General features: G+C 62.3%; 30 protein-coding genes. 5 read left to right on the forward strand and 25 right to left on the reverse strand.

The annotated features are described in order from the left end of the window. Positions 1-155: 155 nt before the first annotated feature. Positions 156-1,295: a DUF1624 domain-containing protein gene (locus INS93_RS08775; protein WP_192981076.1), complete on the reverse strand. Its 1,140-nt coding sequence runs from the start codon at positions 1,293-1,295 to the stop codon at positions 156-158. A gap of 167 nt (positions 1,296-1,462) precedes the next feature. Here INS93_RS08775 and INS93_RS08780 point away from each other — a divergent pair, with 167 nt between their 5' ends. After that, on the forward strand, positions 1,463-3,235 hold the full coding sequence (locus INS93_RS08780) for a S8/S53 family peptidase (RefSeq protein WP_192981078.1): 1,773 nt from the start codon (positions 1,463-1,465) through the stop codon (positions 3,233-3,235). A gap of 11 nt (positions 3,236-3,246) precedes the next feature. On the opposite strand, the gene INS93_RS08785 is transcribed toward INS93_RS08780, so the two are convergent. The 10 genes from INS93_RS08785 to INS93_RS08830 all read right to left on the reverse strand — a co-directional run bounded on the left by INS93_RS08785 (position 3,247) and on the right by INS93_RS08830 (position 11,722). Beyond that, on the reverse strand, positions 3,247-3,570 hold the full coding sequence (locus tag INS93_RS08785) for a low molecular weight protein tyrosine phosphatase family protein (protein WP_192981080.1): 324 nt from the start codon (positions 3,568-3,570) through the stop codon (positions 3,247-3,249). Further along, the gene (locus INS93_RS08790; RefSeq protein WP_160020331.1) at positions 3,567-4,097 is read right to left on the reverse strand and encodes a GNAT family N-acetyltransferase; all 531 of its coding nucleotides are present in this window, start codon (positions 4,095-4,097) and stop codon (positions 3,567-3,569) included. Before INS93_RS08790 ends, INS93_RS08785 begins: the two co-directional genes overlap by 4 nt. Before the next feature lie 64 nt (positions 4,098-4,161). Next, a complete protein-coding gene (locus tag INS93_RS08795) occupies positions 4,162-4,731 on the reverse strand; it encodes a DUF1285 domain-containing protein (protein WP_192981088.1) in 570 nt (189 codons plus the stop codon). Positions 4,732-4,911: 180 nt separating this feature from the next. Continuing rightward, positions 4,912-6,282 carry a tetratricopeptide repeat protein gene (locus INS93_RS08800; protein ID WP_192981090.1) on the reverse strand — a complete coding sequence of 457 codons (1,371 nt, stop codon included), beginning with the start codon at positions 6,280-6,282 and terminating at the stop codon, positions 4,912-4,914. Between the two features lie 272 nt (positions 6,283-6,554). Further along, on the reverse strand, positions 6,555-7,157 hold the full coding sequence (locus INS93_RS08805) for a DUF4823 domain-containing protein (RefSeq protein WP_192981092.1): 603 nt from the start codon (positions 7,155-7,157) through the stop codon (positions 6,555-6,557). A 134-nt stretch (positions 7,158-7,291) separates the two neighbouring features. After that, complete coding sequence (gene arsJ / locus INS93_RS08810; RefSeq protein WP_192981093.1) at positions 7,292-8,521, reverse strand: organoarsenical effux MFS transporter ArsJ; 1,230 nt, start codon at positions 8,519-8,521, stop codon at positions 7,292-7,294. Positions 8,522-8,644: 123 nt separating this feature from the next. Further along, positions 8,645-9,649 (reverse strand): ArsJ-associated glyceraldehyde-3-phosphate dehydrogenase, encoded by a 1,005-nt coding sequence (locus INS93_RS08815; RefSeq protein ID WP_192981094.1) that lies wholly within the window; start codon positions 9,647-9,649, stop codon positions 8,645-8,647. A 13-nt stretch (positions 9,650-9,662) separates the two neighbouring features. Beyond that, positions 9,663-10,163 (reverse strand): tyrosine-protein phosphatase, encoded by a 501-nt coding sequence (locus tag INS93_RS08820; protein WP_192981095.1) that lies wholly within the window; start codon positions 10,161-10,163, stop codon positions 9,663-9,665. An 18-nt stretch (positions 10,164-10,181) separates the two neighbouring features. Further along, positions 10,182-10,895: an arsenical resistance protein ArsH gene (gene arsH, locus INS93_RS08825; RefSeq protein ID WP_319017542.1), complete on the reverse strand. Its 714-nt coding sequence runs from the start codon at positions 10,893-10,895 to the stop codon at positions 10,182-10,184. Between the two features lie 50 nt (positions 10,896-10,945). Continuing rightward, entirely contained in the window at positions 10,946-11,722 is a 777-nt protein-coding gene (locus INS93_RS08830; RefSeq protein WP_160020339.1) for a metalloregulator ArsR/SmtB family transcription factor, read from the reverse strand. Positions 11,723-11,827: 105 nt separating this feature from the next. On the opposite strand from INS93_RS08830, the gene arsB reads away from it, so the two are divergent. The 3 genes from arsB to INS93_RS24795 all read left to right on the forward strand — a co-directional run bounded on the left by arsB (position 11,828) and on the right by INS93_RS24795 (position 13,450). Continuing rightward, complete coding sequence (gene arsB / locus INS93_RS08835) at positions 11,828-12,904, forward strand: ACR3 family arsenite efflux transporter (RefSeq protein WP_192981096.1); 1,077 nt, start codon at positions 11,828-11,830, stop codon at positions 12,902-12,904. Positions 12,905-13,011: 107 nt separating this feature from the next. Then, positions 13,012-13,284 carry a hypothetical protein gene (locus INS93_RS08840; protein ID WP_045734583.1) on the forward strand — a complete coding sequence of 91 codons (273 nt, stop codon included), beginning with the start codon at positions 13,012-13,014 and terminating at the stop codon, positions 13,282-13,284. Between the two features lie 34 nt (positions 13,285-13,318). Beyond that, complete coding sequence (locus INS93_RS24795; protein ID WP_264294422.1) at positions 13,319-13,450, forward strand: hypothetical protein; 132 nt, start codon at positions 13,319-13,321, stop codon at positions 13,448-13,450. Between the two features lie 26 nt (positions 13,451-13,476). On the opposite strand, the gene INS93_RS08845 is transcribed toward INS93_RS24795, so the two are convergent. Then, positions 13,477-14,445 (reverse strand): GTP 3',8-cyclase MoaA, encoded by a 969-nt coding sequence (locus INS93_RS08845; protein ID WP_192981097.1) that lies wholly within the window; start codon positions 14,443-14,445, stop codon positions 13,477-13,479. Between the two features lie 79 nt (positions 14,446-14,524). Then, the gene (locus INS93_RS08850; protein ID WP_003461933.1) at positions 14,525-15,148 is read right to left on the reverse strand and encodes a TetR/AcrR family transcriptional regulator; all 624 of its coding nucleotides are present in this window, start codon (positions 15,146-15,148) and stop codon (positions 14,525-14,527) included. A gap of 75 nt (positions 15,149-15,223) precedes the next feature. Between INS93_RS08850 and INS93_RS08855 the strand changes: the two genes are divergently transcribed. Then, positions 15,224-16,357, forward strand: a complete 1,134-nt coding sequence (locus INS93_RS08855; protein ID WP_192981098.1) for an aminotransferase class V-fold PLP-dependent enzyme — start codon at positions 15,224-15,226, stop codon at positions 16,355-16,357. A 496-nt stretch (positions 16,358-16,853) separates the two neighbouring features. Here INS93_RS08855 and INS93_RS08860 read toward each other — a convergent pair whose 3' ends face one another. The 12 genes from INS93_RS08860 to rpmF all read right to left on the reverse strand — a co-directional run bounded on the left by INS93_RS08860 (position 16,854) and on the right by rpmF (position 26,577). After that, positions 16,854-17,636, reverse strand: a complete 783-nt coding sequence (locus INS93_RS08860) for a TatD family hydrolase (protein WP_192981100.1) — start codon at positions 17,634-17,636, stop codon at positions 16,854-16,856. A gap of 114 nt (positions 17,637-17,750) precedes the next feature. After that, a complete protein-coding gene (locus INS93_RS08865) occupies positions 17,751-18,107 on the reverse strand; it encodes a PilZ domain-containing protein (protein ID WP_003245164.1) in 357 nt (118 codons plus the stop codon). A 126-nt stretch (positions 18,108-18,233) separates the two neighbouring features. Beyond that, the gene (locus tag INS93_RS08870; protein WP_192981101.1) at positions 18,234-19,226 is read right to left on the reverse strand and encodes a DNA polymerase III subunit delta'; all 993 of its coding nucleotides are present in this window, start codon (positions 19,224-19,226) and stop codon (positions 18,234-18,236) included. Then, complete coding sequence (gene tmk, locus INS93_RS08875; RefSeq protein WP_160020345.1) at positions 19,219-19,851, reverse strand: dTMP kinase; 633 nt, start codon at positions 19,849-19,851, stop codon at positions 19,219-19,221. The genes INS93_RS08870 and tmk overlap by 8 nt, the downstream gene beginning before the upstream one ends. 9 nt (positions 19,852-19,860) lie before the next feature. Then, positions 19,861-20,916: an endolytic transglycosylase MltG gene (mltG, locus tag INS93_RS08880; RefSeq protein ID WP_192981102.1), complete on the reverse strand. Its 1,056-nt coding sequence runs from the start codon at positions 20,914-20,916 to the stop codon at positions 19,861-19,863. Positions 20,917-20,919: 3 nt separating this feature from the next. Further along, the gene (pabC, locus tag INS93_RS08885; RefSeq protein ID WP_192981103.1) at positions 20,920-21,735 is read right to left on the reverse strand and encodes an aminodeoxychorismate lyase; all 816 of its coding nucleotides are present in this window, start codon (positions 21,733-21,735) and stop codon (positions 20,920-20,922) included. After that, entirely contained in the window at positions 21,735-22,979 is a 1,245-nt protein-coding gene (gene fabF / locus INS93_RS08890; RefSeq protein WP_192981104.1) for a beta-ketoacyl-ACP synthase II, read from the reverse strand. The genes pabC and fabF overlap by 1 nt, the downstream gene beginning before the upstream one ends. A 111-nt stretch (positions 22,980-23,090) precedes the next feature. Next, entirely contained in the window at positions 23,091-23,327 is a 237-nt protein-coding gene (gene acpP, locus INS93_RS08895) for an acyl carrier protein (protein ID WP_003245177.1), read from the reverse strand. Positions 23,328-23,555: 228 nt separating this feature from the next. Further along, a complete protein-coding gene (fabG, locus tag INS93_RS08900; protein WP_003245179.1) occupies positions 23,556-24,299 on the reverse strand; it encodes a 3-oxoacyl-ACP reductase FabG in 744 nt (247 codons plus the stop codon). Between the two features lie 15 nt (positions 24,300-24,314). After that, positions 24,315-25,253: an ACP S-malonyltransferase gene (fabD, locus tag INS93_RS08905; RefSeq protein WP_160020349.1), complete on the reverse strand. Its 939-nt coding sequence runs from the start codon at positions 25,251-25,253 to the stop codon at positions 24,315-24,317. A 127-nt stretch (positions 25,254-25,380) separates the two neighbouring features. Then, positions 25,381-26,391 carry a phosphate acyltransferase PlsX gene (plsX, locus tag INS93_RS08910; RefSeq protein ID WP_192981105.1) on the reverse strand — a complete coding sequence of 337 codons (1,011 nt, stop codon included), beginning with the start codon at positions 26,389-26,391 and terminating at the stop codon, positions 25,381-25,383. Positions 26,392-26,394: 3 nt separating this feature from the next. After that, complete coding sequence (rpmF, locus tag INS93_RS08915) at positions 26,395-26,577, reverse strand: 50S ribosomal protein L32 (protein WP_003245185.1); 183 nt, start codon at positions 26,575-26,577, stop codon at positions 26,395-26,397. Between the last annotated feature and the right edge of the window lie 2 nt (positions 26,578-26,579).

Below are 26,579 nucleotides of genomic sequence, written 5' to 3' on the forward strand. Positions count from 1 at the left end.
GTAGGAGCCGGCTTGCCGGCGAGTGCGTCAGTCAGCCATCACCCGCACACGGGCGCCTGCCACGCACGGCATCGCACCGACCGCAGGGGGCGCCATGCGTACCGCCGCACCTCGAAAACATCCGGTGCGCACGGTACCCCCTACGACAGCCGCTCTCAGAGGTATTTCAACCAGCGAATATCACGACGCCGCGCCTTGAGTCGGGCAAACCATTGCGTGGGTGCAAACAACAGCACCGCCAGCAGCAGCGTCGCGGCCCAGACCCAGGCCATCGAATCAAAGCCGAAGTAATGCCCCTGGTTCGCGCCCCAGATGGCGAAGGCGGCGATATAGAGCAGCTTCAGCACGTAAAGATGAAGCAGATAGAAGAACATCGGTGCACTACCGAACACAGCCAGGATACGCACCATGCGTCCATCGTTGCGGCGCTCGAAGTACGCCAGCAGCAACAGGCCGACACCCAGCGTCAGCGCCAGGAACAGCAACGACGGCGGGTACTTGGTGATGTTGAGCAAGCTCATTACCGTCTGCACCCAGGTCTCCCCGACCGCCCAGGGTTTCTCACCATAGCCATTGACCAGGCGCAGCAACACGAACAGCGCGAGCGCACCAAAACCAGCCCTGCCCAGTGCTTGCAGACGTTGCTCAGGCGCGCTCGAGCTGCGCAACCACGGGCCGATCACATACCCCAGGGCAATCACCCCGATCCACGGCAACACCGGATAGGAGGTGCGCAGGCGCAGCGTGTCGGAAAATTCGATCCAGCCACGGTCATGCAGCACTGCCCAGGGAATGTGCATCGCCGACCCCGGACCGAAATGCAGCCCATCGAGCAGGTTGTGCCCCGCCACCAGCATCAGGCCCAGCGCCGCCAGCCACGCACGCGGCAGCCACAGCAGCACGGCGAGCGCCAGCATGCTCAGGCCGATGGCCCAGATCACCTGCAGATAGATGACCGTGGGTGGAAACTGGAAGGTCCAGGCAAAGTTGACCAGGGTGAATTCCAACACCACGAGAAACAACCCTCGCTTGAACAGGAAGGCGCTGGTTGCCGCGCGGCTCATCTGCTTCTCGCCATAGAGAAATGCCGAAAGCCCAGTGAGCAGGATGAATACCGGCGCGCACAGATGCGCCAGGGTGCGGCTGAAGAACAGCGCAGGGTCGGTGGCGGTCACGTCCATCGGATCGCCGACCTGCTGATGCAGGTAGAAGGTTTCGCGAACGTGATCAAGCAACATGAAGAGGATGACCAAACCGCGCAAGGCGTCGATCGAGAGCAGGCGACTGGAGGACATGGAGTGCTTCGAATGGGCTTTCAATTAAACGTAATACTATAACTTTTTAGCGCTAGCGATGTGCCCAATCTACGCCGTCATCACACCCCCCGTGGTCGCCCCAGGCTGAACGAAGCACGGCAACGGCAGTCGGAAAAGCAGGACAATCGTCACGGAACCCCCGCCCCATGCTGCCCAACCGCGCCCTCCTTTCCGCCTTCGTCGTGGTCCTGCTCAGCCCCCTTGCCGACGCACAGGAGCCGTTGCGCATCCAGAGCCTGCAACGCTGCGGCGATCTACTCGCCAACGAGCGGCAGGACTGGTGCCTGCAGGTGCGCGGCCTGGGCGCTACGCTGCCCACATTGCGGCTCGGCGACGACACCCTGCCCGCCTCGGCGGTCAAACGCAGTGGCGATGGCCTGCGCCTGCAGCTGAACAGCGACGAACAGCGCAGCGCGCCGCTGTGGCTGGAGGACGGCGCGCGCACCAGCAATCCGGTGTGGCTGTCGCTGCATCGCAGCCACGTGCTCGCGGCTGGCCCGGATGAAGTAGCGAAGAACATGGATGGCCTGACCACCTATGTCGATCTGGTCAGCCTGCTGATCGAGGAAAGCCACGACGGCCTCGACGAGGCCAGGCGGCTGGCGAAGAAATACGACGCCAAGGTAGTCGGCGCCATTGCCCCGCTGAACGTCTACCAATTGCGCCTGCCGGTGAACAACCTGACCGAGCGTGACGCGCTGGTACTGCGCATCGGCAACGAAACCAGCGTCGATGCAGTGGTGGTGGAAGAAAGCGCGCCGGAGCGCGGCGAGGAGCGCGAAGCCGCGCGTCAGCCGATACACAAACCGGAAAAGAACTCCGAGGAGTGGGCGGCGAACCGCTTCATGGATGCGGTGAACTATTACCAGCGGCGTATCCCGGCGGGCGATACACCCATTGAAGTCGAGCCGATCCGCGTCGGCGTGATCGAACGCAATGTCGATTTCGATGCGCCCGACTTCGCCGATTACCTCGGCGCCTGCCCCGACAGCAAGCCGCGTACCTGCGTCTATGCGAGGGACGCCGACGAGCCGGACAACCATGGCAGCACCGTGGCCGGCATCCTCGCCGCGCACTGGGACAAGGGCGGCAACACCGGTTTCCTGCGCGGGCTGGACAAGGCCAGCCAGGGTTTCGAAGTCATCGTCGAGCGCAACTCGGACGCCGGCATCACCGCCAACATCGCTGCCTCGGTGAACCTGGTGGAAGATGGCGTACGCGTACTCAACTGGAGCTGGGGCATCCACCGCGTCGGCACACGCAATGTCGAAGGCGACGAGATCGATTCGCTGGTGCGCTCCGGCATCGCCATGAGCGGCTACGAAGAGCTGCTGGAGGAGTTCTTTCTCTGGTTGCGCGAGGAGCACCCGGACGTGTTGGTGATCAACTCCGCCGGCAACGGTTCGTCCTACTCCGGCAGAGACGAGTACCGCCTGCCCTCCTCCTTCATCACCGAGCAACTGCTGGTGGTCGGCGGGCATCAGCGCAGCACGGAAAAAGACGCCGAGATCGACGACCCGGGCTACGTCGTCAAGCGCGACTCGTCGAACGTCGACATGCGCGTCGACATCACCGCCGCTGCCTGTGCTCGCGCCTCGACACGCGAGAGCGATGCCACCGGCGACGTGCATTGCGGCACCTCCTACGCCACGCCACTGGTCACCGGCGTGGTCGCCGCCATGCTGTCGATCAATCCGCGCCTAGAACCGGAACAGGTGCGCATGCTGCTACGCCGCAGCGCCATGACCATCGGCGGCGATTACGACTTCGAACCGATGGACGCCGAAGACCTGACCGCGCCGATCCTGCCATCGGAGCGCAACTACAAGATGAGCGACAAAGACGTGGGCCGCTCGGCGCGGCTGGATATGCAGAAGGCGTTGGACCTGGCGGTACAGAGTCGTGATCGGGTGCGTTGAGCCGGAGCGTTTCAACGCAGCAGAGCAGGCACCTTGCGCTGCAACAGGCTGACCAACTCCGGCTGCATATAGGCGTAGTCATCGGGAATATCCAGACAGATCACTCGCTTGCCCGCCAGGACTTGCCGGTACTGGCGCGTCAGCTTGCTGCGCTGATTTTTCTCCATCACGAAAATCAGCGTTGCCCAGTCGAGCTGTTCTGCCGAAACACGAACCTCGGCGTCAGGGGCGAGCCCGGCTGAGTCGGTCTCGACACCTGGCCACTGCGCGAATACCCGCTCGGCTGTCGGGCTGCGCAAACGGTTGCGACTGCAGATGAACAGAGCGCGGATCACTCGCCGGAAACCCGCTCGTAGAGTTCGACCGGTTCCAGCTTGCCCTGGCAACCACACTGGCTGTGGCCCAGGCCCAGATGGCGGAACCCGGCCTTGAACAGCACACGGCCGGATTGCGGATTGCGCGCCAGATGGCTGGCGTGCAGGCGACGCAGGCGCAGTTGCTGGAAGGCAAAGTCCACCAGGGCATTGCAGGCTTCGCTGGCGTAGCCACGGCTCCAATAGGGCACGCCGATCCAGTAGCCCACCTCGGCCTCGCCCCGGCCAATATCCATGAGTGCCATGCTGCCGACCAGCTTGCCGCTGCCGGACTCGGTGATGATGAAGTTGGCCGCCGCACCGCTGGCCCAATCCTGCGCGCAGCGTTCGATCCACTGCTGCGCCAGCGCGGGCGGATAGGGATGGGGAATGCTGCGGGTGACATCGGCGATGCGAAAATCACCGGCCAGGCGCTGTATCTCGTCGGCATCCTGCGGCTGCGGCGGGCGCAGCGTCAGGCGTTCGGTTTCGATGCGATGCTCATCCATTTGCGTCTCCTGTCACTACCGTAGGGTGCGCCGCGCGCACCAGCGCCACTTGCGCATCGCCCCTTCAGGCCGGAGAAGGCCCAATGGGATAGAACGCCCCTGCACTCCACACACCCAACCAGGGTTCTCCGTCGACCTCGCGCTCCACTGCCAGTTCCACCATTTGATAGAACACGTTGCGGTGAATCAGCGCTTCGAGGTTACGCCGCACCAGAATGTAGGGCGAGGGTTCGAGTGTCGCAGGATCGATCTCCACACGGATCGGGTGCTCGAGGCCAGCCACGACTTCGTCCTCGACATTGGTGGTGAAGTGCAGCACCTGCGCCTCGCCCTCACCTTCCACCTGCAGGGTCACGGCAACGAAGGGGGCGTCCTCGACCTGGATACCGACCTTCTCCACCGGGGTGATCAGAAAATAGTCGTCACCGTCACGGCGAATGATGGTGGAAAACAGTCGCACCATGGGTTTTCGGCCGATGGGCGTGCCTTGGTAATACCAGGTGCCATCGCGGGCGATACGCATATCGATATCGCCACAGAAATCGGGGTTCCACAGGTGCACGGGGGGCAGGCCCTTGCCTTCGCCCTTGGGGATCTGCGCCAGCAGGTCGCCGGCTTTGCCTGGATCGCTCATGCTCTCTCCTCGTCCGTTACCCGGCACGCCGGGTCAGACGAACGAGGATACACCAGCTGACAGGTGATCCATGTGCAGCAGCCCCGTCCCAGGATTGCGTCACGGCGCCCATAGCCGACGGGCTGACCCAAGACCAACGCACGAAAATCAGTCAATCGTGGTCACTGCCCTGCACGCCGGTCACTGGGGAATCGGCAACTCTATGGCCTGCATGTCCAGTTGCAGGCTTTCATCGGTTTCCTTGATGGCCAACGGCAAAGTGAAGTTCGGGAAAGCAAGTGCCAGCACAGCACCCTCATTCAGACTTGCTCGAATAGGTTTCGGCAAAGGTTCAGAGAATGTGGCGCAACCGTTTTTGTCGACACGTCCTTCGATGGAAAGGTACTCAGGCCGCTCCAGCGAGCGGTGAACCTGCAATCGCCAAGACGTATTGATGCCAAGATTGTAAGTACTGCCATATAGCTGGTTCAGATCCAGGCCACAGGCTTGTAGGTACAAAGGTTTTTCTGGCAAGGCCTTGGCCTGCTCGCGCTGACGCTGCAGAAAGCGCCCCCACTCCAGGCGGGAAGTTAGTGAGCGAGTCCGGTAGCCATCACCCTCGGGGCCCTGTAACAAGGCCAACCGGCTGACGCCATCCTCGAGAGTGGCCAGGTCAGTCTCGGTGCGAAGCAACTCCACTAGATGATCGATGGCTGGCCGGGCGGCCGCCTTCAGGCCCAACAAGGCCGCTTGCTCGTAGTGATACGCCGCTGCCTGCCGGTCAACAGCAGGCAGCCCCGAGCCGTTGGCGGCCATACGTGCCAGATGATAGTGAGCTGCAGCGACCTTGCGATCAGCGCCTTGTTGCAAAGCCTGACGGGCACCGTTGAAATCCCCCTCTTCCAGCAACATCACTCCGTAGTTGGTCCATGACTGCTCGTTATCGCGAGCCTTGCCTTTGTCCAGCCACTCCACTGCCTTGGCTCGCAGCCGGGTGCGGTCGTCTTCTGTCGAGGTGCTGAAGTAGTTGTTACGCAGCGCCAGATAAGCCTGCAGATAATTGCGCGAGGCCTCCGTCAGCCACGCGATGTCTGGTTCCTGTTCATAAGCCTGGGCAAAGTAGTCACCCGACTGCTCCGCTCTGACAATCCCACCATGCAGTTGGATCTGATAGTCGAGATCGGAAGGACTGTAGGCCCGGCCAAGGTTGATCAGCGTCGGCATCAGCAGGCCGCGCTGCAAGGCCTCCTCAAACAAGGGAATCGCATCGTTGGGCCGTTTTTCACTCATCAGCATAGAGCCAAGATTGTGGCTGGCTCGAGCCGAACCGCCTGCGCGAGCCTTCTCGTAATAGCTTCTGGCGAGCGCTTCGCTCTCGTCCACGCCCTGCCCAAGGTGATAAGCCTTGCCAAGCAAGAACAAGGCTAGCGTATCGCCTTTCGCCGCTGCGCTTTCGGCCTTTGGCAGAAACTCGCTGTAACGCTGCTCATTGAACAGTGCTTCAAGATCGGCAGCATAAGCAGCCTGCGTGAGACACAGGCTGAGGGACAGGGCAATGAACAGTCGCGACATGGCATCAATCTCGGTGTGGATAAGGAACACAAACCGAATGCCAGGTACGACTCATTGACCGTAAACCGGTCAGGCGGGAATTTGGGCCAAGGGGAAAACTAAGGTAGCAGCAGTCAACCCTTCCTTGGCGCGTATGAGTCTTCCCTGACATTAAACTTGAGCATGATACCTGCGTTTCCCACAGCGTAAGCACCCAGGGGGAAGATCTCTCGACGCTGTCTCAGTTTCCTGGGTGCTCTCATGAGCGCCTGAGTGTTTTTCGTAAACCCGACTCAGCGCGCTACGCCAAGCAGGCTGCGCGCATAGTCATGCAGCGGCGGGCCGATCAGGTCCTGCGGCTGGGCGTCGTAGAACGTCAGGAATCCGCCACGGCTGCGAATCCGCGCAGTGTCCACCAGAAAGCGGGTATTGGTTTCGATCAGCATCAGCTGGATCGATGCCCGGTCAGTGCCGAGACGATCAAGCGCTTCCTGATCCTCCCACTCTTCCTCGGTGCCGATACGGTCGTCGCTGTAGGCGAAGCGGGCATACAGCAGATAATGCGCGCCAGCGCTGCGCGCCTCGGCCATGGCTTCATCCAGGCCTGCCGGCTGACGTGCGCGGCGCACCAGCGGGAAGTATTCGACGAAGCCCTTGAAGGCTTCTTCGGCCACCACGTTGGGGCGCGGGTAACCGTGGCCCGGCGGCACGAAGTGGCCCTGGGCGATGTAGATGAAGGAGTCCTGCTGCAGGCGCCGCGAGGCCATGCGCTCGGTGCGGCCGTGATCGAGAAACCCGGCATCGCGCAGGTGGTACTCGGCGCCGCTGGCCAGATCGCTGACCTTCATACACCCGGTCAGGCCCAGCAGCGCCACCAGTAGAAGCAGGTTACGCATGAATCGATCCTCCTCGTGCCGGTGACGGAAAACCGGCGGATAGTGCATGGATGCAGATTCTGCGCCAGCCTTATTCAAGCCCATCTTGCCGCACCTAAAGCGCAGGCCTGAAAGCCTCCCCTGCGAACGGCTGGTCAGGCCTGCCGTGCGGCATCGTGGTGTCTGGGCAAGGCGATGGAAATCAGCGCGGCAGCCAGTACGAACGCGCTGGACACCCACAGGCAGGCTTCCAGCCCATAAGCCTGGAAGACCCAGCCCGAGAGCAAGGTGCCGATCAGCCGCCCCAGTGCGTTGGACATGTAGTAGAAGCCCACGTCCAGCGATACGCCGTCTTCCTTGGCGTAGCTGACGATCAGGTAGCTGTGCAACGAGGAATTCACCGCGAACAACACGCCGAACAGCATCAACCCACCGAGCAAGACCACCTGCGCCGACCAGCCAGTGCCCAGCCCCAAGGCGATCAGCCCTGGCAGACCGGCCAACAGCACAGCCCAAACGAAAGCCGCGCGGCCGTCCGGCACTTGCCCGCTTTGCTTGCCAGTAATGCGTGGAGCCAATGACTGCACGATGCCGTAGCCAATCACCCAAGTGGCGAGAAAACCGCCGACCAGCCAGAAGTCCCAGCCGAACACCGTGCTCAGGTACACCGGCAGCGCCACCACGAACCAGACATCGCGCGCACCGAACAGGAACAACCGGGCAGCCGAGAGAATGTTGATCGCCCGACTCTTGGACAGCATGTCGCGGAATTTCGGCTTGGCCTTGGCCTTGCCCAGATCTTTCTTCAGCATCACCAGGCTGGCCAGCCAGATCAGCGCCAGCGCGGCGGCCATGGCCAGCACCGCGCCGGTGAAACCGAGCACGGCGAGTAGCGCGCCACCCAGGAAAAAGCCGACGCCCTTGAGCGCGTTCTTCGAGCCGGTGAGGATCGCCACCCACTTGTACAGCGTGCCCTGCTGGCTGTCCGGCACCAGGAGCTTGATCGAGCTCTTGGCGCTCATCTTGTTCAGATCCTTGGCGATACCGGACAGCGCCTGGGCGCCCATGACCCAGGGCACGGTCAACCAGGCGGCCGGCACGGTGAGCATCAACAGCGCCAGCAACTGCAGGCCGAGGCCGATGTTCATGGTGCGGTTGAGCCCCAGGCGCGCGCCCAGGTAGCCGCCCACCAGGTTGGTGACTACACCGAAGATTTCGTAGAACAGAAACAGCGCAGCAATCTGCAGCGGCGTGTAGCCCAGGCTGTGAAAATGCAGTACCACCAGCATGCGCAACGCGCCGTCGGTGAGGGTAAAGGCCCAGTAGTTGCCGGTGACCAGCAGGTACTGGCGCACTTCGGGGGCCAGGCGGGATAAGGCATGCATAACAAATCCTGTGTAACCCGTGGGAGGGGCTTTAGCCGCGACAGCAGACTGTAGGGTGGATGACGCCTTTTTCATCCACCTTGGTTATCTGGTGGATGGATAAAGCGTCATCCACCCTACGGATCAATTGACTGCCCCGACCAGCCTGGCCAGCTCCACCGCGCGGTTGGCATAGCCCCATTCGTTGTCGTACCAGGCGTAGATCTTCACCTGAGTGCCGGCCACCACCATGGTCGACAGCGCATCGACGATGGACGAGCGCGGATCGGTGCGGTAGTCGATGGACACCAGCGGGCGCTCCTCGTAACCCAGGATGTTCTTCAGCGGGCCATCAGCAGCCGCCTTGAGCAGCGCGTTGACCTCCTCTGCCGTGGTGGCGCGCGCGACCTCGAACACGCAGTCGGTCAGCGAGGCGTTGGCCAGCGGCACCCGCACGGCATGGCCGTTCAACTTGCCACGCAGCTCGGGGAAGATCTCGGCAATCGCCGTGGCAGAACCGGTGGTGGTCGGAATCAGGCTCATACCCGAGGCGCGGGCGCGGCGCAGATCCTTGTGCGGCTGGTCGAGGATGCTCTGGGTGTTGGTCAGGTCGTGAATGGTGGTGATCGAGCCGTGACGAATGCCCAGCGCCTCGTGGATCACCTTGACCACCGGTGCCAGACAATTGGTGGTGCAGGATGCCGCGGTGACGATGCGGTGCTGCGCAGGGTCGAACAAATGCTGGTTGACGCCCATCACCACGTTCAGCGCGCCCTGCTCCTTGACCGGCGCGCAGACCACCACGCGCCCCACGCCCTGGTCCAGATAACCCTGCAGCACGGCGACCGTCTTCATCTTGCCGCTGGCCTCGAGCACCAGGTCGCAGCCACTCCAGTCGGTGTCGGCGATGGCCTTGTTGGCGGTCACCTTGATGCGCTTGCCATCGATCACCACGCAATCGCCATCGCTGCCCGCCTCATGCTGCCAGCGGCCATGCACCGAGTCGAAGTTGAGCAGGTGCGCGTGGGTGGCGGCGTCACCTGCCGGGTCGTTGATCTGCACGAACTCCAGTTCGGGCCAGTTCCAGGCAGCGCGCAGGGTCAGACGGCCGATGCGGCCAAAACCGTTGATGCCTACTTTGATGCTCATGTCGATGCCTCTGTCAGTGGGTCGCGTCGAACTGGTTGATCCAGTTGACGTGCGCGGGATGCTGGATGGCCTTGGGCCGCAGTGCCTGCACCAGGGCGATGGCCTCATCGCGCGCAATGCCCGCTTCGATGAGGATGCGGGCGGCGATCAGGCCGGTGCGCCCGGAGCCGCCCTTGCAGTGGATGGCCAGCGAGCGGCCGCCACGCAGGTGCTCGATGATCGCCTGGCGGGACATCCGCCAGCCTTCGCCGAAGTCCTCCAGTGGCACCTGCTCGTCAGCCACTGGCAGGTGATACCAGGCCAGATCCAATGAATGGCACTGCTGGGCGATCTGCTCGGCGCCGTTGGCGGCAAGCTCGCTGTGGGGCATCAGCGTGATCACGCCCGCTGCCCCAGCCTGCTTCAGCGCCAACAGCGCTGCTGCGAGCATGGTTTCACGGGTACCTGGGCACGGTGTGAAGATCAGCGCGCCGGCCAGGCCGGGCACGCGCAAGATATTGTAGGGATGAGTCATGGCGGGCTGCTCCTTCGCTCAGATGGCACGCTGATTGACGCGTTTGGACAGCTCTTCGGCCGACTCCTTGCGCTCGGAATAGCGATCGACCAGGTAGTCGGAGCGATCGCGCAGCAGCAGGGTGAACTTGACCAGTTCCTCCATCACGTCCACCAGGCGGTCGTAGAACGAGGACGGCTTCATCCGGCCCTCAGCGTCGAACTCCATGAAGGCCTTGGGCACCGAGGACTGGTTGGGGATGGTGAACATACGCATCCAGCGCCCCAACACGCGCAGTTGATTGACCACGTTGAACGATTGCGAGCCACCGCAGACCTGCATCACCGCCAGGGTCTTGCCCTGGGTCGGACGGACCGCGCCCATGGCCAGCGGCACCCAATCGATCTGCGCCTTGAACACGGCGCTCATCGCACCGTGGCGCTCGGGGGAGCACCACACCTGGCCTTCCGACCACTGCATCAGCTCGCGCAGCTCCTGCACCTTGGGATGGCTTTCCGGCGCATCGTCCGGCAGCGGCAGGCCGCGCGGGTCGAAGATGCGCGTCTCGGCGCCGAAGTGCTGCAACAGGCGCGCGGCTTCCTCGGTCATCAGGCGGCTGAACGACTTCTCGCGAGTGGAACCGTACAGCAGCAGGATACGCGGCGCGTGGGTCGAGGCCGATTCGACGGTGAGCTTGTCCACAGTCAGCAGATCGAGCAGTTGCATGTCGGCATTGGGCAGATCGTCTTGCACGGTATCGCTCCAGAAATGGGTCAAAACAGGGTCTTCACGAGGCTCGCCGCTCAGTCACAGGCTGGCTTGCGGCCAGGGCGGTCACGCATCTGCCACAGGCGCTGCACATCCGGGCGCAGCCACTCGGCATTGCTGTCCAGGGTGCGCTTGAGCACATCCCTGACCCACTCGGGCAACTGCGGATGCAGGCGGTAGTAAACCCATTGGCCATTGCGGCGATCCTCAAGCAAGCCGCAGCTGCGCAGTAGCGCCAGGTGCCGGGAAATCTTCGGCTGGGCCTCTTCCAGCGCCGAGGTCAGTTCACAGACGCACAGCTCCTGCTCCAGGGTGACGAGCATGGCGATACGCGCTCGCGTCTCGTCGGCCAGGCACTTGAACAGTTCGGTGGGCGTCATGCCATCGCTGGCAACACTGGCAGGCTTGCTCTTGATCAAGACGAACATCTTTATCCGTTCGTGGATCTCGTGCAGGGTCTTGCGATAGGCGTCCTTCTGCGAGCTGGTCGCCGGGTCCTCGAAATTCCAGGCGATGTATTCGCCCGTACCAGGCAGCGCCAGGCACTCCAGCGCAGACTTGTCACACAGGGTGATCACATAGTCGAACGGCTCGCCCGCTACCTGCTCCACGGACTTGCTGAACAGCCCTGCGGTCGAGACACCCAGATGCTCGAGCACATCGCGGGTACGCGGGTCTATCTCGGTGGGTGCGCTGCCCGCACTGAAAGCCTCGAAGTGTTCTGAGTCGGTGTGGCGCAGCAGCGCTTCGGCCATCTGCGAGCGCGACGAATTGGCCACGCAGAGGAACAGGACACGCTTTTTCTGGCTCATGTTGATTTCCATCAAGGATGCACACGAGCGAATATATTATTTTGCGAATATTCAGTAAAGCGAATATGTTTGAGCCATTCACCCTGACGAGGACAGGAATCAAAGATGACAAATGCATGCGACACCGCCCTGAAGCAATCCGCGGGCGCGCCCCTGGGGTTCTTCGAGCGTTACCTGACCCTGTGGGTGTTCCTCTGTATTGCGGCCGGTACGGCACTCGGCCTGGTCGCTCCGCAGGCCGCCCAGACGGTGGGCGCCATGGAGATTGCCCAGGTGAACATCCCGGTCGGTCTGCTGATCTGGGTGATGATCATCCCCATGCTGATGAAGATCGATTTCGGCTCGCTGCATGAAGTGCGCGGACAGAAAGCCAGCATCGGCGTCACCCTGTTCATCAACTGGGTGGTCAAACCCTTCTCCATGGCTCTGATTGGCTGGCTGTTCATCAAGATCCTGTTCGCCGACTGGCTGCCGGCCGACCAGCTCGACAGCTACATGGCCGGGCTGATCCTGCTCGGCGCCGCGCCTTGTACGGCGATGGTCTTCGTCTGGAGCAACCTGTGTAACGGCAACGCCAATTTCACCATCAGCCAGGTGGCGCTCAACGATCTGGTGATGGTGTTCGCCTTCGCACCCATCGTCGCCCTGCTGCTCGGTGTATCGTCGATCCCGGTACCCTGGGACACCCTGCTGCTGTCTGTGGTGATGTACATCGTCATCCCCCTGGCTATCGCCCAGGCCGTGCGCGCCCAACTGCTCAGGCGCGGCAAACCCGCCCTCGAAGCCGCGCTGGAAAAAATCTCCCCTTTCTCGATCCTCGCCCTGCTGGCCACCCTGGTATTGCTGTTCTCCTTTCAGGGCCAGGCCATCGTCGAACAGCCGCTGGTGATCGGCATTCTGGCCATGCCAATCCTGCTGCAGACACTGTTTATCGCCGCGCTCGGCTACTGGCTCAACCGCTCACTCAAGGTACGCCATGACGTGGCCGGTCCCTCGACCATGATCGGCGCGTCCAATTTCTTCGAGCTGGCCGTGGCGGTAGCCATCGTGCTCTATGGCTTCGACTCCGGCGCGGCGCTGGCCACCGTGGTCGGCGTACTGATCGAGGTGCCGGTGATGCTCTGGCTAGTACGCATGGTCAACAAGAGTCGCAACTGGTACGAGCGCGGCTTGCACCGATAACCAGGGAATTTTACATCTGGCTACACGTATATGCGGATAATGTAATAAGTAAGTCACATAGCCTGCGCTAGGGTGTGCCTACCCAAAACACCCTAGGATGCACAACGATGAAAAAGATCGCCCTGACCGCCCTGATGCTCTCCAGCCTCTTCGCCGGCACTGCGCTGGCCAGCCAGTACGACCGACCTGGCTTCGTCACCGAAATCGAGGACGGCCGTCTGTGGGTATTTCGCGAGAACTCTCAGGAACTGAAGGACTTCAAGGCCACTGGCGAGCCTGCCAAGCAGTTCACCGACATCGGCAGCGGCCCGGAGGGCATGACGGTCAAATCAGCTGATGAGCAGACCCTCAAGGATTACCTGCAGGCAGTGAAGAAGTAATTCATGAGACAAGCGTCGGGCGTCCGGAAAAACGATGCGCCTGACGCTCGCAGCCGCCTTCGGGCGGCTTTCTTTTGCGCTGGACCGAAAGCCTGATGAAGAACACCACGGCGCTTTCTTTTTCAGAGAGCAGCCGGCAATCGCCGAGAAAGGATTGCGTAGCTAAGCCGTTCCGGAACAGCCAACCCGGCATCAGCCGCCGATGATCTTCATCACGGTGACACCGCCGGAGAAGGCCAGATCCTGCTTGTCACCCAGCGCCTTGACCAACAGCCGCTGCAGCGCCGGCAAGGCCTGGTGACGAGGTTTGTCCAGCAGGTCGCCAACGAAGTGGCGATTGCTCGACGACAGGCAGCCGTGCAACCAACCGGTAGACGACAGGCGCAGGCGCGAGCAGGTACGGCAGAACGGCACGCTTTCGTTGGCGATCACGCCGAAATGGCCAGCGCCGGGAATGGCGTAGCGCATCGCGGTAGCGTCCACCGGCGCGCTGGCCTGAACGTACTGGTGACGACTGCCGATCAGCTCCAGCAACTCGGGCAGACCAATGAATTGCTGGTTGAAGGCATTGGGATCACGCGCCAGGTGACCCATGCGCATCAGTTCGATGAAGCGCAGCTCGAAACCACGCTCCAGGCAGTACTCCAGCAGTGGCAGCACCTGGTCGAGGTTCTGCCCACGCAGCGGCACCATGTTGACCTTGATCTTCATCCCAGCTTCGCGCGCCGCTTCCATCCCGGCCAGCACGCTGGCCAGGTCGCCACCACGGGCGATGCTGCGGAAGGCGTCGGCGTCGAGGGTATCGAGGGAAACATTCAGGCGACGGATGCCGCACTCGACCAGCAGCGGCAACTTGCGCTCGAGCAACTGGCCGTTGGTGGTCAGGCTGATGTCGTCGAGACCGAGCTGGCTGACCTGACGCAGGAAAGGCTCCAGGCGCGTGCTGACCAGCGGCTCACCACCGGTGATACGCAGGCGCTCGATGCCGGCTGCTTCGATCAGATAAGCCACGCCACGTGCCATGGCGTCAGCGGAGAGTTCGTCCTGAGCGGCGACCAGACGCTTGCCGTTCGGCACACAGTAGGTGCAGGCGTAGTTGCAGGCGGCGGTCAGACTGACGCGAAGGTTGCGAAAGCGTCTGCCCTGGCGGTCGACGATCATTGAAAGCTCCAATTCGTTAAGAACCGGAGTATATCGCTATGTCGGCCACGGCACAGTCCCGTGGCCGACATGCCAGGCATCAGGCGTCGCGCTTGCGCTTGTTGCCCATGCGCACGCCGATGTCCATGAGGAACTGGAAGAAGCCTTCCTGATCCTCGAGCACATTGCTCCAGAACGGCGAGTGGTACAGTGCCACGGCGCCATGCACCAGGGCCCAGGCGGCGCAGTAGTGGAAGTACGGCGGCACGTCTTCCAGCTTGCCCTCGGCGATGCGCCCCTTGATCAGTTGGGTCAGACGCTCGAAGTTGGAAGCCCGGATCTTGTGCAGCTGCTCGACCATTTCCGGCACCTGATTGCCCTTGACCACCTTCTCTTCCAGGCGGTCGAACAGGCGATAGCGCTGCGGATCGCGCATGCGGAATTCGAAGTACGCACGCGACAGCGCTTCCTTGTCACGATCCACGTCGGCCGAATGCAGCAGCTCGTTGAGATCGCGCTCGTAGTCGAGCATCAGGCGCAGGTAGATCTCCGCCTTGGACTTGAAGTGCTTGTAGATAGTGCCTTTGCCGATACCGACCGCATCAGCGATCATCTCGACGGTCACGCTGTCTTCTCCTTGTTCGAGGAAGAGTTTCAGCGCGGTATCGAGAATTTCTTGCTCGCGGCGACGGAATTCGCGGACCTTACGGGGTTCTTTCTGCATAAAGGGACTACGGGGTCAAAAATCGAAGCCGCCTATTATGCCCAAATGCGGCCAAATTGCACGGATCATCCGACCATGTACGTGTTTCATGATGAGTTCCCCCTGGAAAATGGACTGCGCTATCTGAATCATGCGGCAGTCGCCCCCTGGCCAAAACGCAGTGCTGAAGCGGTGCGGCGGTTCTCGGAAGCGAACGTGGCCAGCGGTGCGCGTGACTATCCCGACTGGCTGAAGCTGGAGCGTAGCCTGCGCGAACGTCTTGTGCGCCTGATGAACGCACCAAGCACCGGTGATATCGCACTGGTCAAGAACACGTCCGAGGCACTGTCCTTCGTGGCCTTCGGCCTGGACTGGCGAGCCGGCGACCAGGTGATCATCAGTGACGAGGAATTCCCCTCCAACCGTATCGTCTGGCTGGCACTGGCTGCCCAGGGCGTGGAAGTGATCGAAGTGAGCCTGCAGGGCAACGATCCAGAGGCGTCACTGCTCGCTGCCTTCACCCCGCGAACACGCCTGTTGTCGGTCAGCGCCGTGCAGTTCGCCAGCGGCCTGCGCCTGGATCTGCCGCGCCTCGGCCAGGGCTGCCGCCAGCATGGTGTGCTGTTCTGCATCGACGCCATCCAGCAACTGGGCGCCCTGCCCTTCGATGTCCAGGCCTACGACTGCGACTTCGCCATGGCCGACGGCCACAAGTGGATGCTCGGCCCGGAAGGCCTTGGGGTGTTCTATTGCCGCAGCGCAGTGCGCGATCAACTGAGGCTGCATGAGTACGGCTGGCACATGCTGGAGCATGCCGGCGATTACACTCGCCAGGATTGGCAACCGGCCCGCAGTGCACGGCGCTTCGAATGCGGCAGCCCGAACATGCTCGGTGCCTTCGCCCTGGAGGCGAGTTTGTCGTTGCTCGAAGAGGTGGGCATGGAGCGGGTCGGTACATTCCTGGAAGATCGTGTGCAGCGCCTGGATGAGGGTATTCGCGCACTACCCGGCGCAGTGATCCATAGCCCGCTCACCCCGGCGCGCCGCGCCGGCATCCTCAACTTCAGCCTGGCAGGCTGGGACAACCCAGCGCTGTACCAACGCCTGCGCGAGGACCAGGTAATCTGCGTGCAGCGCGGGCCTGGAGTACGCCTGTCGCCGCATTTCTACACCAGCGAGCAGGTGATCGAGGAGACTCTGGGTCTGCTAACCCAGCTGGCAAAAGGGTGAGGACTCAGCAGCGGCCGCGGTATTCCAAATCCGTTTAAAAAACTCAGGCTTTGGCCTGGACGCTCGCTGATCATGACCAATACTGGAATTTACTGGTGTGCGGCATCTCCCCCCAAGTGCCCCGCCAGCCAAGGTACCGTGGACCGCGTACCTTGATTTACTCCTAATGGTCTTAACCCGGATTCATCCCCCAGAATCCGGGTTTTTTTTGCCTGGCCTGATGCCAGAAACGCGAAGCGTGGCCCGGATGCAATCCGGGAGGTATCTACCGACGGCCCCGGATTGCATCCGGGCTACGCCATAGTTAGCCGCCTGTCACGGTTACTGGTTTCACCGGATCTGGGTGCGGCGTAACCCACCATCGATTCAATGTCTTACATCGCTTGGTGCGCGCGGCGCACCCTACGGGCTCAGAAGCGCGGACCGTAGCCCGGATGCAATCCGGGGAATATCCACCGACAGCCTCGGATTGCATCCAGGCTACATCATCATGGTTTCAGGCCACGCCAGCCAACGGAAACAGACGCTTGAAGTTGCTCGAGGTCTGCTCGGCCAAGGTCTCGTAGCTGACGCCACGCAGCACCGCCAGGTACTCGGCCACTTCACGCACGTATTGCGGCAGATTGGGCTTGCCACGATGCGGCACGGGCGCCAGGTAAGGTGAGTCGGTTTCCACCAGCAGGCGGTCGACCGGCACCTGGCGCGCCACATCGCGCAACGCCTCGGCATTGCGGAAGGTGACGATACCGGACAGGGAAATATAGAAACCGATGTCCAGCGCGGCCTTGGCCATCTCCCAGTCTTCGGTAAAGCAGTGCAGCACGCCGGCCTGCGGCAGCGCCGCTTCGCGCAACAGCGCCAGGGTGTCGGCGCGAGCCTCGCGGGTATGCACGATTACCGGCTTGCCAGTGACGCGCGCCGCCTCCAGATGCAGACGGAAGGAGGCCTGCTGCAGCGCCGCGGATTCCGGCTCGTAGTGATAATCCAGGCCGGTTTCACCGATGGCCACCACCTTCGGATGCGCCAGCTCACCGAGCAGCCAGTCCAGTGCAGGTTCTGCGCCTGGTTCCAGATCCAGTGGATGCACGCCAACCGAGCAATCGACATCGTCATAACGCTCGGCCAGGCTCTTGACCGTGGCGGCGTTGTCAGCGCTGACGCCAATACACAGGAAATGCCCGACGCCGGCTGCGCGCGCTGCATCAAGAGCAGCATCCAGCGAACCGCCATGGGCAGCGAGGTCGAGACGATCAAGGTGGCAATGGGAGTCGATCAGCACAGCGGGAGAACTCGGGCAAATGGAAAGCCCGAATTGTAATCGAAAGTGGCAGACGCCTGGACGCTCTGGGGGAGATGCTTCGGCCGCGAAGACAGTAAACTCGCGGCCAGCGGGTTACATGGTGTGAGTCGGACGGTCGGACTTCAGCGCGCCAGCGAGGTAGGTTTCGATCTTGTTGCGGGCGGTGTTATCGCCGTCGTTGAATTGCACGCCGACACCGGCGGCACGGTTGCCCTGAGCGCCTTTAGGGGTGATCCACACCACCTTGCCGGCCACCGGAATCTTCTCCGGCTCGTCCATCAGGTTGAGCAGCATGAACACTTCGTCACCGAGCTTGTAGCTCTTGTTGGTAGGTATGAAGAGACCGCCATTCTTGATGAAAGGCATGTAGGCCGCGTAGAGCACGGACTTGTCCTTGATGGTCAGGGACAAGATTCCGTTACGGGGACCCAGATTGGGTGGCAGGCTCATCAGCGCATTCCTGGCGTTTATTGCTTAATGGCTGATTCTAGGGCTTGTTCATGCCCATGCGCAAACAACCGGGTGGCAGGCAACCAGCAGAATGTGACGCCCTGCCGAATCCGGCTCTCGCGCTGGTCAGCCGCGATCCAGCCCTGGCAAGGCGGCCCACTGTACCAGCAGGGCTTCCAATAGCAGCACACGATTGAGATTGGCCTTGCCCATCACCTTCTGCCTTTGCGCGAGCAGCCATTCCTGAATTGCCAACACCTTGGCCTGCGCGCTCTTGTCCGCCAGGTACTGCACCACCTTGCGCATATCGGCCTGGCCCAGGCCTTGCTCGTCCTTGGTCAGTTGGTAGCGCAACATCAGTTGCGCCCAGTCGCAGAACCAGTCGAACAGCAGATTCAGCGGCAGTGAATTCCAGCTTTCCGCCAGTTGGCTCGGGGAGACCTGCTGCTTGAGCAGCTTCTTCACACCTTCCACGGCCAGGGCACGCTGCTCGCGCACGCCCTGTGCCTGCAAGCGCGCAGCCTCCAGTGGCGAACCCGCTGCCAGGGTCAGCAAATCAGTGCGCTCATCGTCACCCAGCTCCGGCAGTGCCTGGGCCAGCCAGGCCAGGCTCATCGCCTCGCTCGGCAATGGACAGCCCTGCTGTACGCAGCGGCTCTTGATGGTTGGCAGCAGACGACTGGGCTGGTGACTGATGAGCAGCAGCACGGTATTGCCGGATGGCTCTTCCAGGCTCTTGAGCAGCGCGTTGGCGGCATTGAGGTTCATTGCCTCGGCCGGCTCCAGCAGCACCACCTTGCGCCCACCGAGCTGAGCGGTCTGAACCACGAAGTCGACCAGCTCACGCACCTGATCGACCTTGATCGGCTTGTCCGCTTCTTCGGGCTCCAGCACGTAGTTGTCCGGATGAGTACCAGCAGCCAACAGGTGACAGGATTTGCAGTTGCCACAAGCGTCCAACCCATTCGGCCTCTGGCACAGCAGCCGCGCCATCAGGCGCTCGGCCAGCGCACGCTTGCCGATACCGGCCGGGCCATGCAACAGATAGGCATGGGCGTGCTGGCTGCGCCCGGCCAGTTGCTGCCAGAGCGATTGTTGCCAGGGATAGACATCAGCCACGGCAAGCCTCCAGCAGGCTCGGCAGCAAGGCATCGATATCGGCCTGCACCTGGGCCAGGGTCTGCCCGGCGTCCAGCACGCGATAGCGTTGCGGCGCCTGCTCGGCGCGCTGCAGATAGGCCTGGCGCACGGCCTCGAAGAAGCCACGGCCTTCCTGCTCAAAACGATCCAGACGACCACGAGCCGCTGCGCGAGCCAGGCCGATCTCGATGGGCAGATCGAAGATCAAGGTCAGATCCGGGCGCAACTCGCCCTGAACGAACTGCTCCAGCTGCGCGATGCGCTCGATGGAAAGACCGCGACCACCGCCCTGGTAGGCGTAGGTGGCATCGGTGAAACGGTCGCACAGCACGACGCTGCCCCTGGCCAGAGCCGGACGAATGACCTGCTGCAGGTGCTGGGCACGGGCAGCGAATACCAGCAGCAACTCGGCATCGGCAGCCATCGGCTCCTCGCTCGGATCGAGCAGCAATTCACGGATACGCTCGGCCAGCGGCGTACCGCCGGGCTCGCGGGTCAGCAGCACATCGATGCCCTGCTCGCGCAGGCGCTCTGCCAGATACTCGCGATTGGTGCTTTTGCCGGCGCCTTCCGGGCCTTCCAGGGTAATAAACAGACCGGTCACGGATTGCCCTTATTCGGTTTCGGCCGCCGCGCGTGGCGCGGGGCTGGAGCGGTAGTCGGCGCGACGTTTGAGCTGGTATTCGCGCACCGCGCGGTTGTGCTCGGCCAGGGTGTTGGAGAACACATGGCTACCGTCGCCTCGCGCGACAAAATACAGGGTGGTGCCATCGAGCGGATTGAGCGCCGCGTGAATCGCCTCACGGCCGACCATGGCGATCGGCGTCGGCGGCATGCCGTCGATGGTGTAGGTGTTGTAAGGCGTTGGCGTACGCAGGTCGGCGCGTGTGATGCGGCCGTTGTAGCGTTCGCCCATACCGTAGATGACAGTGGGGTCGGTCTGCAGGCGCATGCCGATACGCAGACGACGGACAAACACGCCAGCGATCTCGCCACGCTCTTCGGGTACACCGGTTTCCTTCTCGATCATCGAGGCCATGATCAGCGCATCGTAAGGCTCACGATAAGGCAAACCTTCGGCACGCTTGTGCCACTCCTCGGCCAATACGCTCTCAAGACGAGCATTGGCCTGCTTGAGCAGGTCCTCGTCACTCATGCCGCTTACGTAGCGATAGGTATCGGGAAAGAAACGCCCTTCCGGGTTCTGCCCGGCCAGCCCCAGGCGTTCCATCAACTGGGCATCGGTGAGATCGGCCAGACGCTGTTCCAGGCGCTCCTCACGGCCCAGAGCCGCGCGGACCTGGCGGAAGTTCCAGCCCTCGACCAGGGTCAGGCTGTACTGCACCACCTCACCGCGTTGCCACAGGCCGAGCATGTCTCGCGCAGTTTGCTGCGGCAGCAGGCGGTATTCGCCGCTGTGCATGGCCGGAGCGCGCAGGTTGAAGCGCCAGTAAAGGCGCAGCCAGAACGCGTTGTCGATCACGCCCTCCGCCTCCAGGCGATTGAGCAGGCCGCTCGGCGTGGCGCCGGACGGCACCTCCAGGAGCATTTCCTCAGTCAGATGCAGAGGCTGCTCCAGCGCTCTCTGCTGCTGCCAGGCGGCCCCTACGACGAGCAGCGCAGCCAGTAGCACGCCGCACTCAAGCAGCACCAGGATCTTGCGTAGCACCAGTTATTTACTCAGTAGGTCGCAGACGATGGCCTGCAGTTTACGGGTGAGCGGCCCGACCGACCAGTGTCGCTCTTGCAATGCCCGCACAGGCCAGATGCCGTAAAGGCTGTTGCAGAGAAAGACTTCATCGGCATCCAGCAGTTCGTCGAAGGAAACATCGCGTAACTCGACAGACAGCCCGCGCAACTGCGCCTGCTGCAGGATCTCCGCACGCATCACGCCGGCCACGCCACAGCGCGACAGATCGGCCGTCACCAGCCCGCCGTCGATGACCAGGAACAGGTTGCTGTACACGCCCTCGATAACCCGGCCACTGCTGTCGCGCATCAGGCCCTCGGCGTGCTCGGCGTCCTGCCATTCGGCGCGCGCCAGTATCTGCTCCAGGCGGTTGAGATGCTTGAGCCCGGCCAGCAAGGGCTGCTCGGCCAGACGCGTCACACAAGGGAAGAGACGAACACCCTGCTCGGCATGGACGGCAGGGTACTGCGGCAACGGCGCCGCCTGCAGGATGCGCAGCGGCTGGCAAGGTTGCGGCGGCGCGTAGCCGCGCTGACCTTCGCCACGGGTGACAATCAGCTTGGCCACACCGTCGCCCAATTGCCTGGCGAAAGCCTGCAACTCGCTGTTCATCAGCATCAGATCGAGGGGAATGGACAAACGCCGACAGCCCTCAGCCAGGCGCGCCATATGCCGCGCCAGCAGCGGGATGCGTCCGCCACGAACGGCGATGGTCTCGAACAGACCATCGCCGTAAGCCAGGCCACGGTCACGAACCGACAACTGCTCGCCGGGCGCGCCGTTGACCCAGCTCAGCATCAGCCGTTGAACCGACGGAACAGCAGCGAGCCGTTGGTGCCGCCGAAGCCGAAGGAGTTCGACAGAGCGATTTCGATCGGCATGGCTTTGGCCTGGTGCGGCACGAAGTCCAGGTCGCAACCTTCGTCGGGCTCATCCAGGTTGATGGTGGGCGGTGCCACCTGATCACGGATCGCCAGAATACTGAAGATCGCCTCCACCGCGCCCGCTGCACCGAGCAGGTGACCGGTCATGGACTTGGTCGAGCTGACCGACAGCTTGTAGGCATACTCACCGAACACGCTCTTCACTGCCGCGGCTTCGGCCAGGTCGCCTGCCATGGTCGAGGTGCCATGGGCGTTGATGTACTGCACCTGATCGGCATTGATACCGGCATCACGCAGGGCAGCCGCCATGCAGCGCGCCGCACCTGCGCCATCCTCGGGTGGTGAGGTCATGTGGAAGGCGTCTCCGCTCATGCCGAAGCCGATCAGCTCGGCATAGATGGTGGCACCACGCGCCTTGGCGTGCTCCAGCTCTTCCAGCACCAGGGCACCGGAGCCGTCGGACAGGACGAAGCCATCACGGCCCTTGTCCCACGGACGGCTGGCCTTGGTCGGCTCGTCGTTGCGCGTCGACAGCGCGCGCGCCGCACCGAAGCCGCCCATGCCCAGGCCGCAGGCCGCCATCTCGGCGCCACCGGCGACCATCACGTCAGCTTCGCCATAGGCGATGTTGCGTGCGGCCATGCCGATGCAGTGAGTACCGGTGGTACACGCCGTGGCGATGGCGTAGTTAGGCCCCTGCAGACCCAGGTGGATCGACAGGAAACCGGAAATCATGTTGATGATCGAGCCAGGCACGAAGAACGGCGAAATGCGCCGTGGCCCCTGCTCGTGCAACGATTTGCAGTTGTTCTCGATGTTGGTCAGGCCGCCGATGCCGGAGCCCATGGCCACACCGATACGCTCACGATTGGCGTCAGTGATGTCCAGGCCGGAATCACGCACGGCCTGAAAGCAGGCAGCGAGACCGTACTGGATGAATAGGTCGAGCTTGCGCGCCTCCTTGGCGGAGAGATATTCCTCGACGTTGAAGCCCTTTAGCGACCCGCCAAAACGGGTGGAGTAGGCCGACAGGTCCATGTGCTCGATCAGACCGATGCCACTGCGCCCGGCCAAAATGCCCTGCCAGCTGCTCGGCACATCGTTACCCAGCGGCGACAGCATGCCCATACCGGTAACCACGACGCGTCTACGCGACACAGCAATCTCCTCTTGTTCTACTCAGGCGCCACATGCGCCTTGCACGTAAAGAAAAACCGCACGCCTGATTAGGGCAGTGCGGCTTTTCTCGATCAGAAAGCTGACTGTGACTTATTGCGCGTGGGCAGTCACGTAGTCGATAGCTTCTTGAACGGTGGTGATTTTCTCAGCTTGCTCGTCCGGGATCTCGGTCTCGAATTCTTCCTCGAGAGCCATCACCAGCTCAACGGTGTCAAGAGAGTCGGCACCCAGGTCTTCAACGAAGGAAGCGCTGTTGGTTACTTCCTCTTCCTTGACGCCAAGTTGCTCAGCAACGATTTTCTTGACGCGTTCTTCGATGGTGCTCATACCTTGTTTTCACTCCTATTGGACAAATCCAGGCAGCTGGTAGCGGCCAAGTGTATAGAAAGGGTTTTTAGCATTTCAAGCTGAATGCCGGGGAGCCCCCAGGAACACTTCAACGATCTGTCTATAAACCTGTTGCAGCTTTATAACGGATTTTAGACAGCGACTATGACAGTTTTCTGATGGCTCGCGTCACATTCGAGAGCCTCCGGACATTCGGAGGCGCCCTTTTTAGCTCATGTACATACCGCCATTCACCGGGATAGTAGCCCCAGTGACGTATCCTGCGCCATCAGAAGCCAGGAAACCGACCACCTTGGCGATCTCTTCGGCCTGACCCAGACGACCCAGCGGAATCTGCGTCAGCAGCGCGTCGCGCTGGCCTTCCGGCAGCTCACGGGTCATATCGGTGTCGATGAAACCTGGAGCCACCGAGTTGACCGTGATACCACGCGAACCAACCTCACGCGCCAGCGCGCGGCTGAAACCTTCCAGACCAGCCTTGGCTGCAGCGTAGTTGACCTGACCGGCATTGCCCATCGCACCGACCACGGAGCCGATGTTGATGATGCGCCCGAAACGCGCCTTGGTCATGCCACGCAGCACAGCCTTGGACAGACGGTAGAGGCTGTTCAGGTTGGTATTGATGACATCATGCCATTCGTCGTCCTTCATCCGCAGCATCAGGTTATCGCGGGTGATGCCGGCGTTGTTGACCAGGATCAGCGGCTGACCAAGATGTTGCTGAATATGTTCAAGGGTGGTGGCAACCGATTCGTCATTGCTTACGTCGAGCACCAGGCCGGCGCCTTCGACGCCATTGGCCTTGAGGGTTTCAGCGATGCGCTCGGCACCCGAGGCGCTGGTGGCAGTGCCGATGACGATGGCACCCTGACGACCCAGTTCCAGGGCGATTGCCTGACCGATGCCACGGCTGGCGCCGGTGACCAGCGCGACCTTACCTTGCAGACTCATATTCGTTCTCCTTTCTCAAGCCAACGCAGCGCGAGCGGCGGCGAAAGCTTCGGGGGTATCCAGATTGTAAGTGTTGATGCCTTTGACACAGCGCTTGTTCAGGCCGCCCAGCACCTTGCCAGGACCGCACTCGACCAGATCGGTCACACCCTGCTCTGACAGCCGCACCATCGACTCGACCCAGCGTACCGGGCTGTAGAGCTGCGCCAGCAGATCAGCCTTGAGAGTGGCCAGATCGGACACCACGGCGGCACTGACGTTCTGCACCAGCGGGATCTGCGGCGCCTGCCAGTTCAGCGCCTCGACCGACTCGGCGAAACGCTCGGCGGCCGGCTTCATCAGGGCGCAGTGCGACGGCACACTGACCGGCAGCGCCATGGCGCGCTTGGCACCACGAGCCTTGCACGCCTCGATGGCACGCTCGACGGCAGCCGCGCTGCCGGCGATAACCACCTGGCCAGGGGCGTTGAAGTTGACCGCGCTGACTACATCGCCCTGCGCGGCTTCGGCACAGGCGGCCAGTACGTCGGCGTCTTCCAGACCGAGGATGGCGGCCATGCCGCCCTGCCCGGCCGGCACGGCCTGTTGCATCAGTTGACCACGACGCTCTACCAGCTTCACCGCATCGGCAAAGGCGATGCTGCCTGCGGCGACCAGCGCGGAGTATTCACCCAGGCTATGACCGGCAACGAAAGCCGGCTTGGCACCGCCATCGGCCTGCCACAGACGCCACAGGGCGATGGAAGCAGTGAGGATGGCCGGCTGGGTCTTGTCGGTCTGGTTCAGTTGCTCTTCCGGACCTTGCTGGGTCAGTGCCCAGAGGTCGTAGCCGAGCGCTTCGGACGCCTCGCCGAAAGTATCGAGCACCAGCTTCTGCTGGGCGCCGTGGTCGGCAAGCATGGCCAGGGCTTGCGAGCCTTGGCCGGGGAAGACGAATGCGAGGGATGCAGACATGAATAAGTCCCTTGAGTCGAAAAACCAACGCCAGGCGAGCCTGGCGCAGCAAACTGACAGTTGGATGACAGGCTGCGTGCCGCGGTCACATCAGGCCGCCAGTCACGCCCCGAAAAACGTGACGAGTTTACAGCAACAAGTCCTCGAGGCGACCATGCAGTCGCTGCGGCAAATTTTCCTGCACCTCGCGCAGCGCACAGCGAATGGCGCTCTGAAAGCTTTCCTGGCCTGCCGCACCGTGGCTCTTGACCACGATGCCCTGCAGACCGAGAAAGCTCGCACCATTGTGCCTGGCTGGCGCCAGATCAGCCTTGAGGCGGCGCAGCAGCGGCATCGCCAGGGCACCAATCGCCTGGGCGAACAACCCCTCGCTGAACAGCGTCTCGACCCGCCCGGTGATCATCCTGGCCAGGCCTTCGCTGGATTTGAGCAGGATATTGCCAACGAAACCGTCGCACACCACGACATCGGCTTCGCCGCGATACATGCCGTCGCCCTCTATGTAGCCGATGAAGTTCAGTCCATGCGCCTGCTGCAGCATATTGGCCGCCAGCTTGACCTGCTGATTACCCTTGATGTCTTCGGTACCGACATTGAGCAAGGCAACCCGCGGCCGGGACACGCCCAGCGTCTCTGCCGCCACGGCACCCATGATCGCGAACTGATAGAGATGCTCGGCGCTGCAATCGACATTGGCACCCAGATCCAGCAGGTAGCAGTGACCGCGCTCAGTGGGAATCGGGCTGACCATCGCTGGCCGGTCGATACCCGGCAGCGTCTTGAGCACATAACGCGACAGCGCCATCAAAGCACCGGTATTGCCAGCACTGACGCAGGCATGCGCCTTATGCTGCCGCACCAACTCCAGCGCCACGCGCATCGAGGCGTCGGGCTTGCCACGCAGAGCCTGGGCCGGACGTTCGTCCATGGCGATCACTTCGCTGGCATGATGAACCTGCAGGCGCGAGCGATCCACGCCGGACTGGCGAGCGAGCTGTTCTTCGATGAGGGGAGCTTGACCAACGACGGTCAGGTGCAGCGAGGGGAATTCGGCCAACGCAGAAATGCAGGCCGGAACAATGCAGTGGGGACCGAAGTCCCCACCCATTGCATCAATCGCGATGATCGAGGCAGACAAGGATTACTCGTCAGCGCCCTTGTCGATCACTTTACGACCGCGGTACACGCCTTCCGGAGAAACGTGGTGGCGCAGGTGAACTTCACCGGTGCTCTTCTCTACGGACAGGGTGCTGGCCTCGAGGGCGTCGTGCGAACGACGCATGTCGCGGGCGGAACGGGATTTTTTGTTCTGCTGAACAGCCATAA

The organism is Pseudomonas sp. EggHat1 (assembly GCF_014892995.1).
GTDB classification, from domain to species: Bacteria; Pseudomonadota; Gammaproteobacteria; order Pseudomonadales; family Pseudomonadaceae; genus Aquipseudomonas; species Aquipseudomonas chaetocerotis.

Bases quoted from the DNA above. Each gene is read 5' to 3' on its own strand.
- INS93_RS08775 (WP_192981076.1), bottom strand. From the start codon at position 1,295: ATGTCCTCCAGTCGCCTGCTCTCGATCGACGCCTTGCGCGGTTTGGTC.
- INS93_RS08780 (WP_192981078.1), top strand. From the start codon at position 1,463: ATGCTGCCCAACCGCGCCCTCCTTTCCGCCTTCGTCGTGGTCCTGCTC.
- INS93_RS08790 (WP_160020331.1), bottom strand. From the start codon at position 4,097: ATGGATGAGCATCGCATCGAAACCGAACGCCTGACGCTGCGCCCGCCG.
- INS93_RS08795 (WP_192981088.1), bottom strand. From the start codon at position 4,731: ATGAGCGATCCAGGCAAAGCCGGCGACCTGCTGGCGCAGATCCCCAAG.
- INS93_RS08800 (WP_192981090.1), bottom strand. From the start codon at position 6,282: ATGTCGCGACTGTTCATTGCCCTGTCCCTCAGCCTGTGTCTCACGCAG.
- INS93_RS08805 (WP_192981092.1), bottom strand. From the start codon at position 7,157: ATGCGTAACCTGCTTCTACTGGTGGCGCTGCTGGGCCTGACCGGGTGT.
- arsJ (WP_192981093.1), bottom strand. From the start codon at position 8,521: ATGCATGCCTTATCCCGCCTGGCCCCCGAAGTGCGCCAGTACCTGCTG.
- INS93_RS08815 (WP_192981094.1), bottom strand. From the start codon at position 9,649: ATGAGCATCAAAGTAGGCATCAACGGTTTTGGCCGCATCGGCCGTCTG.
- INS93_RS08820 (WP_192981095.1), bottom strand. From the start codon at position 10,163: ATGACTCATCCCTACAATATCTTGCGCGTGCCCGGCCTGGCCGGCGCG.
- INS93_RS08830 (WP_160020339.1), bottom strand. From the start codon at position 11,722: ATGAGCCAGAAAAAGCGTGTCCTGTTCCTCTGCGTGGCCAATTCGTCG.
- arsB (WP_192981096.1), top strand. From the start codon at position 11,828: ATGACAAATGCATGCGACACCGCCCTGAAGCAATCCGCGGGCGCGCCC.
- INS93_RS08840 (WP_045734583.1), top strand. From the start codon at position 13,012: ATGAAAAAGATCGCCCTGACCGCCCTGATGCTCTCCAGCCTCTTCGCC.
- INS93_RS24795 (WP_264294422.1), top strand. From the start codon at position 13,319: ATGCGCCTGACGCTCGCAGCCGCCTTCGGGCGGCTTTCTTTTGCGCTG.
- INS93_RS08845 (WP_192981097.1), bottom strand. From the start codon at position 14,445: ATGATCGTCGACCGCCAGGGCAGACGCTTTCGCAACCTTCGCGTCAGT.
- INS93_RS08850 (WP_003461933.1), bottom strand. From the start codon at position 15,148: ATGCAGAAAGAACCCCGTAAGGTCCGCGAATTCCGTCGCCGCGAGCAA.
- INS93_RS08855 (WP_192981098.1), top strand. From the start codon at position 15,224: ATGTACGTGTTTCATGATGAGTTCCCCCTGGAAAATGGACTGCGCTAT.
- INS93_RS08865 (WP_003245164.1), bottom strand. From the start codon at position 18,107: ATGAGCCTGCCACCCAATCTGGGTCCCCGTAACGGAATCTTGTCCCTG.
- pabC (WP_192981103.1), bottom strand. From the start codon at position 21,735: ATGCTGAGCTGGGTCAACGGCGCGCCCGGCGAGCAGTTGTCGGTTCGT.
- acpP (WP_003245177.1), bottom strand. From the start codon at position 23,327: ATGAGCACCATCGAAGAACGCGTCAAGAAAATCGTTGCTGAGCAACTT.
- fabG (WP_003245179.1), bottom strand. From the start codon at position 24,299: ATGAGTCTGCAAGGTAAGGTCGCGCTGGTCACCGGCGCCAGCCGTGGC.
- fabD (WP_160020349.1), bottom strand. From the start codon at position 25,253: ATGTCTGCATCCCTCGCATTCGTCTTCCCCGGCCAAGGCTCGCAAGCC.
- rpmF (WP_003245185.1), bottom strand. From the start codon at position 26,577: ATGGCTGTTCAGCAGAACAAAAAATCCCGTTCCGCCCGCGACATGCGT.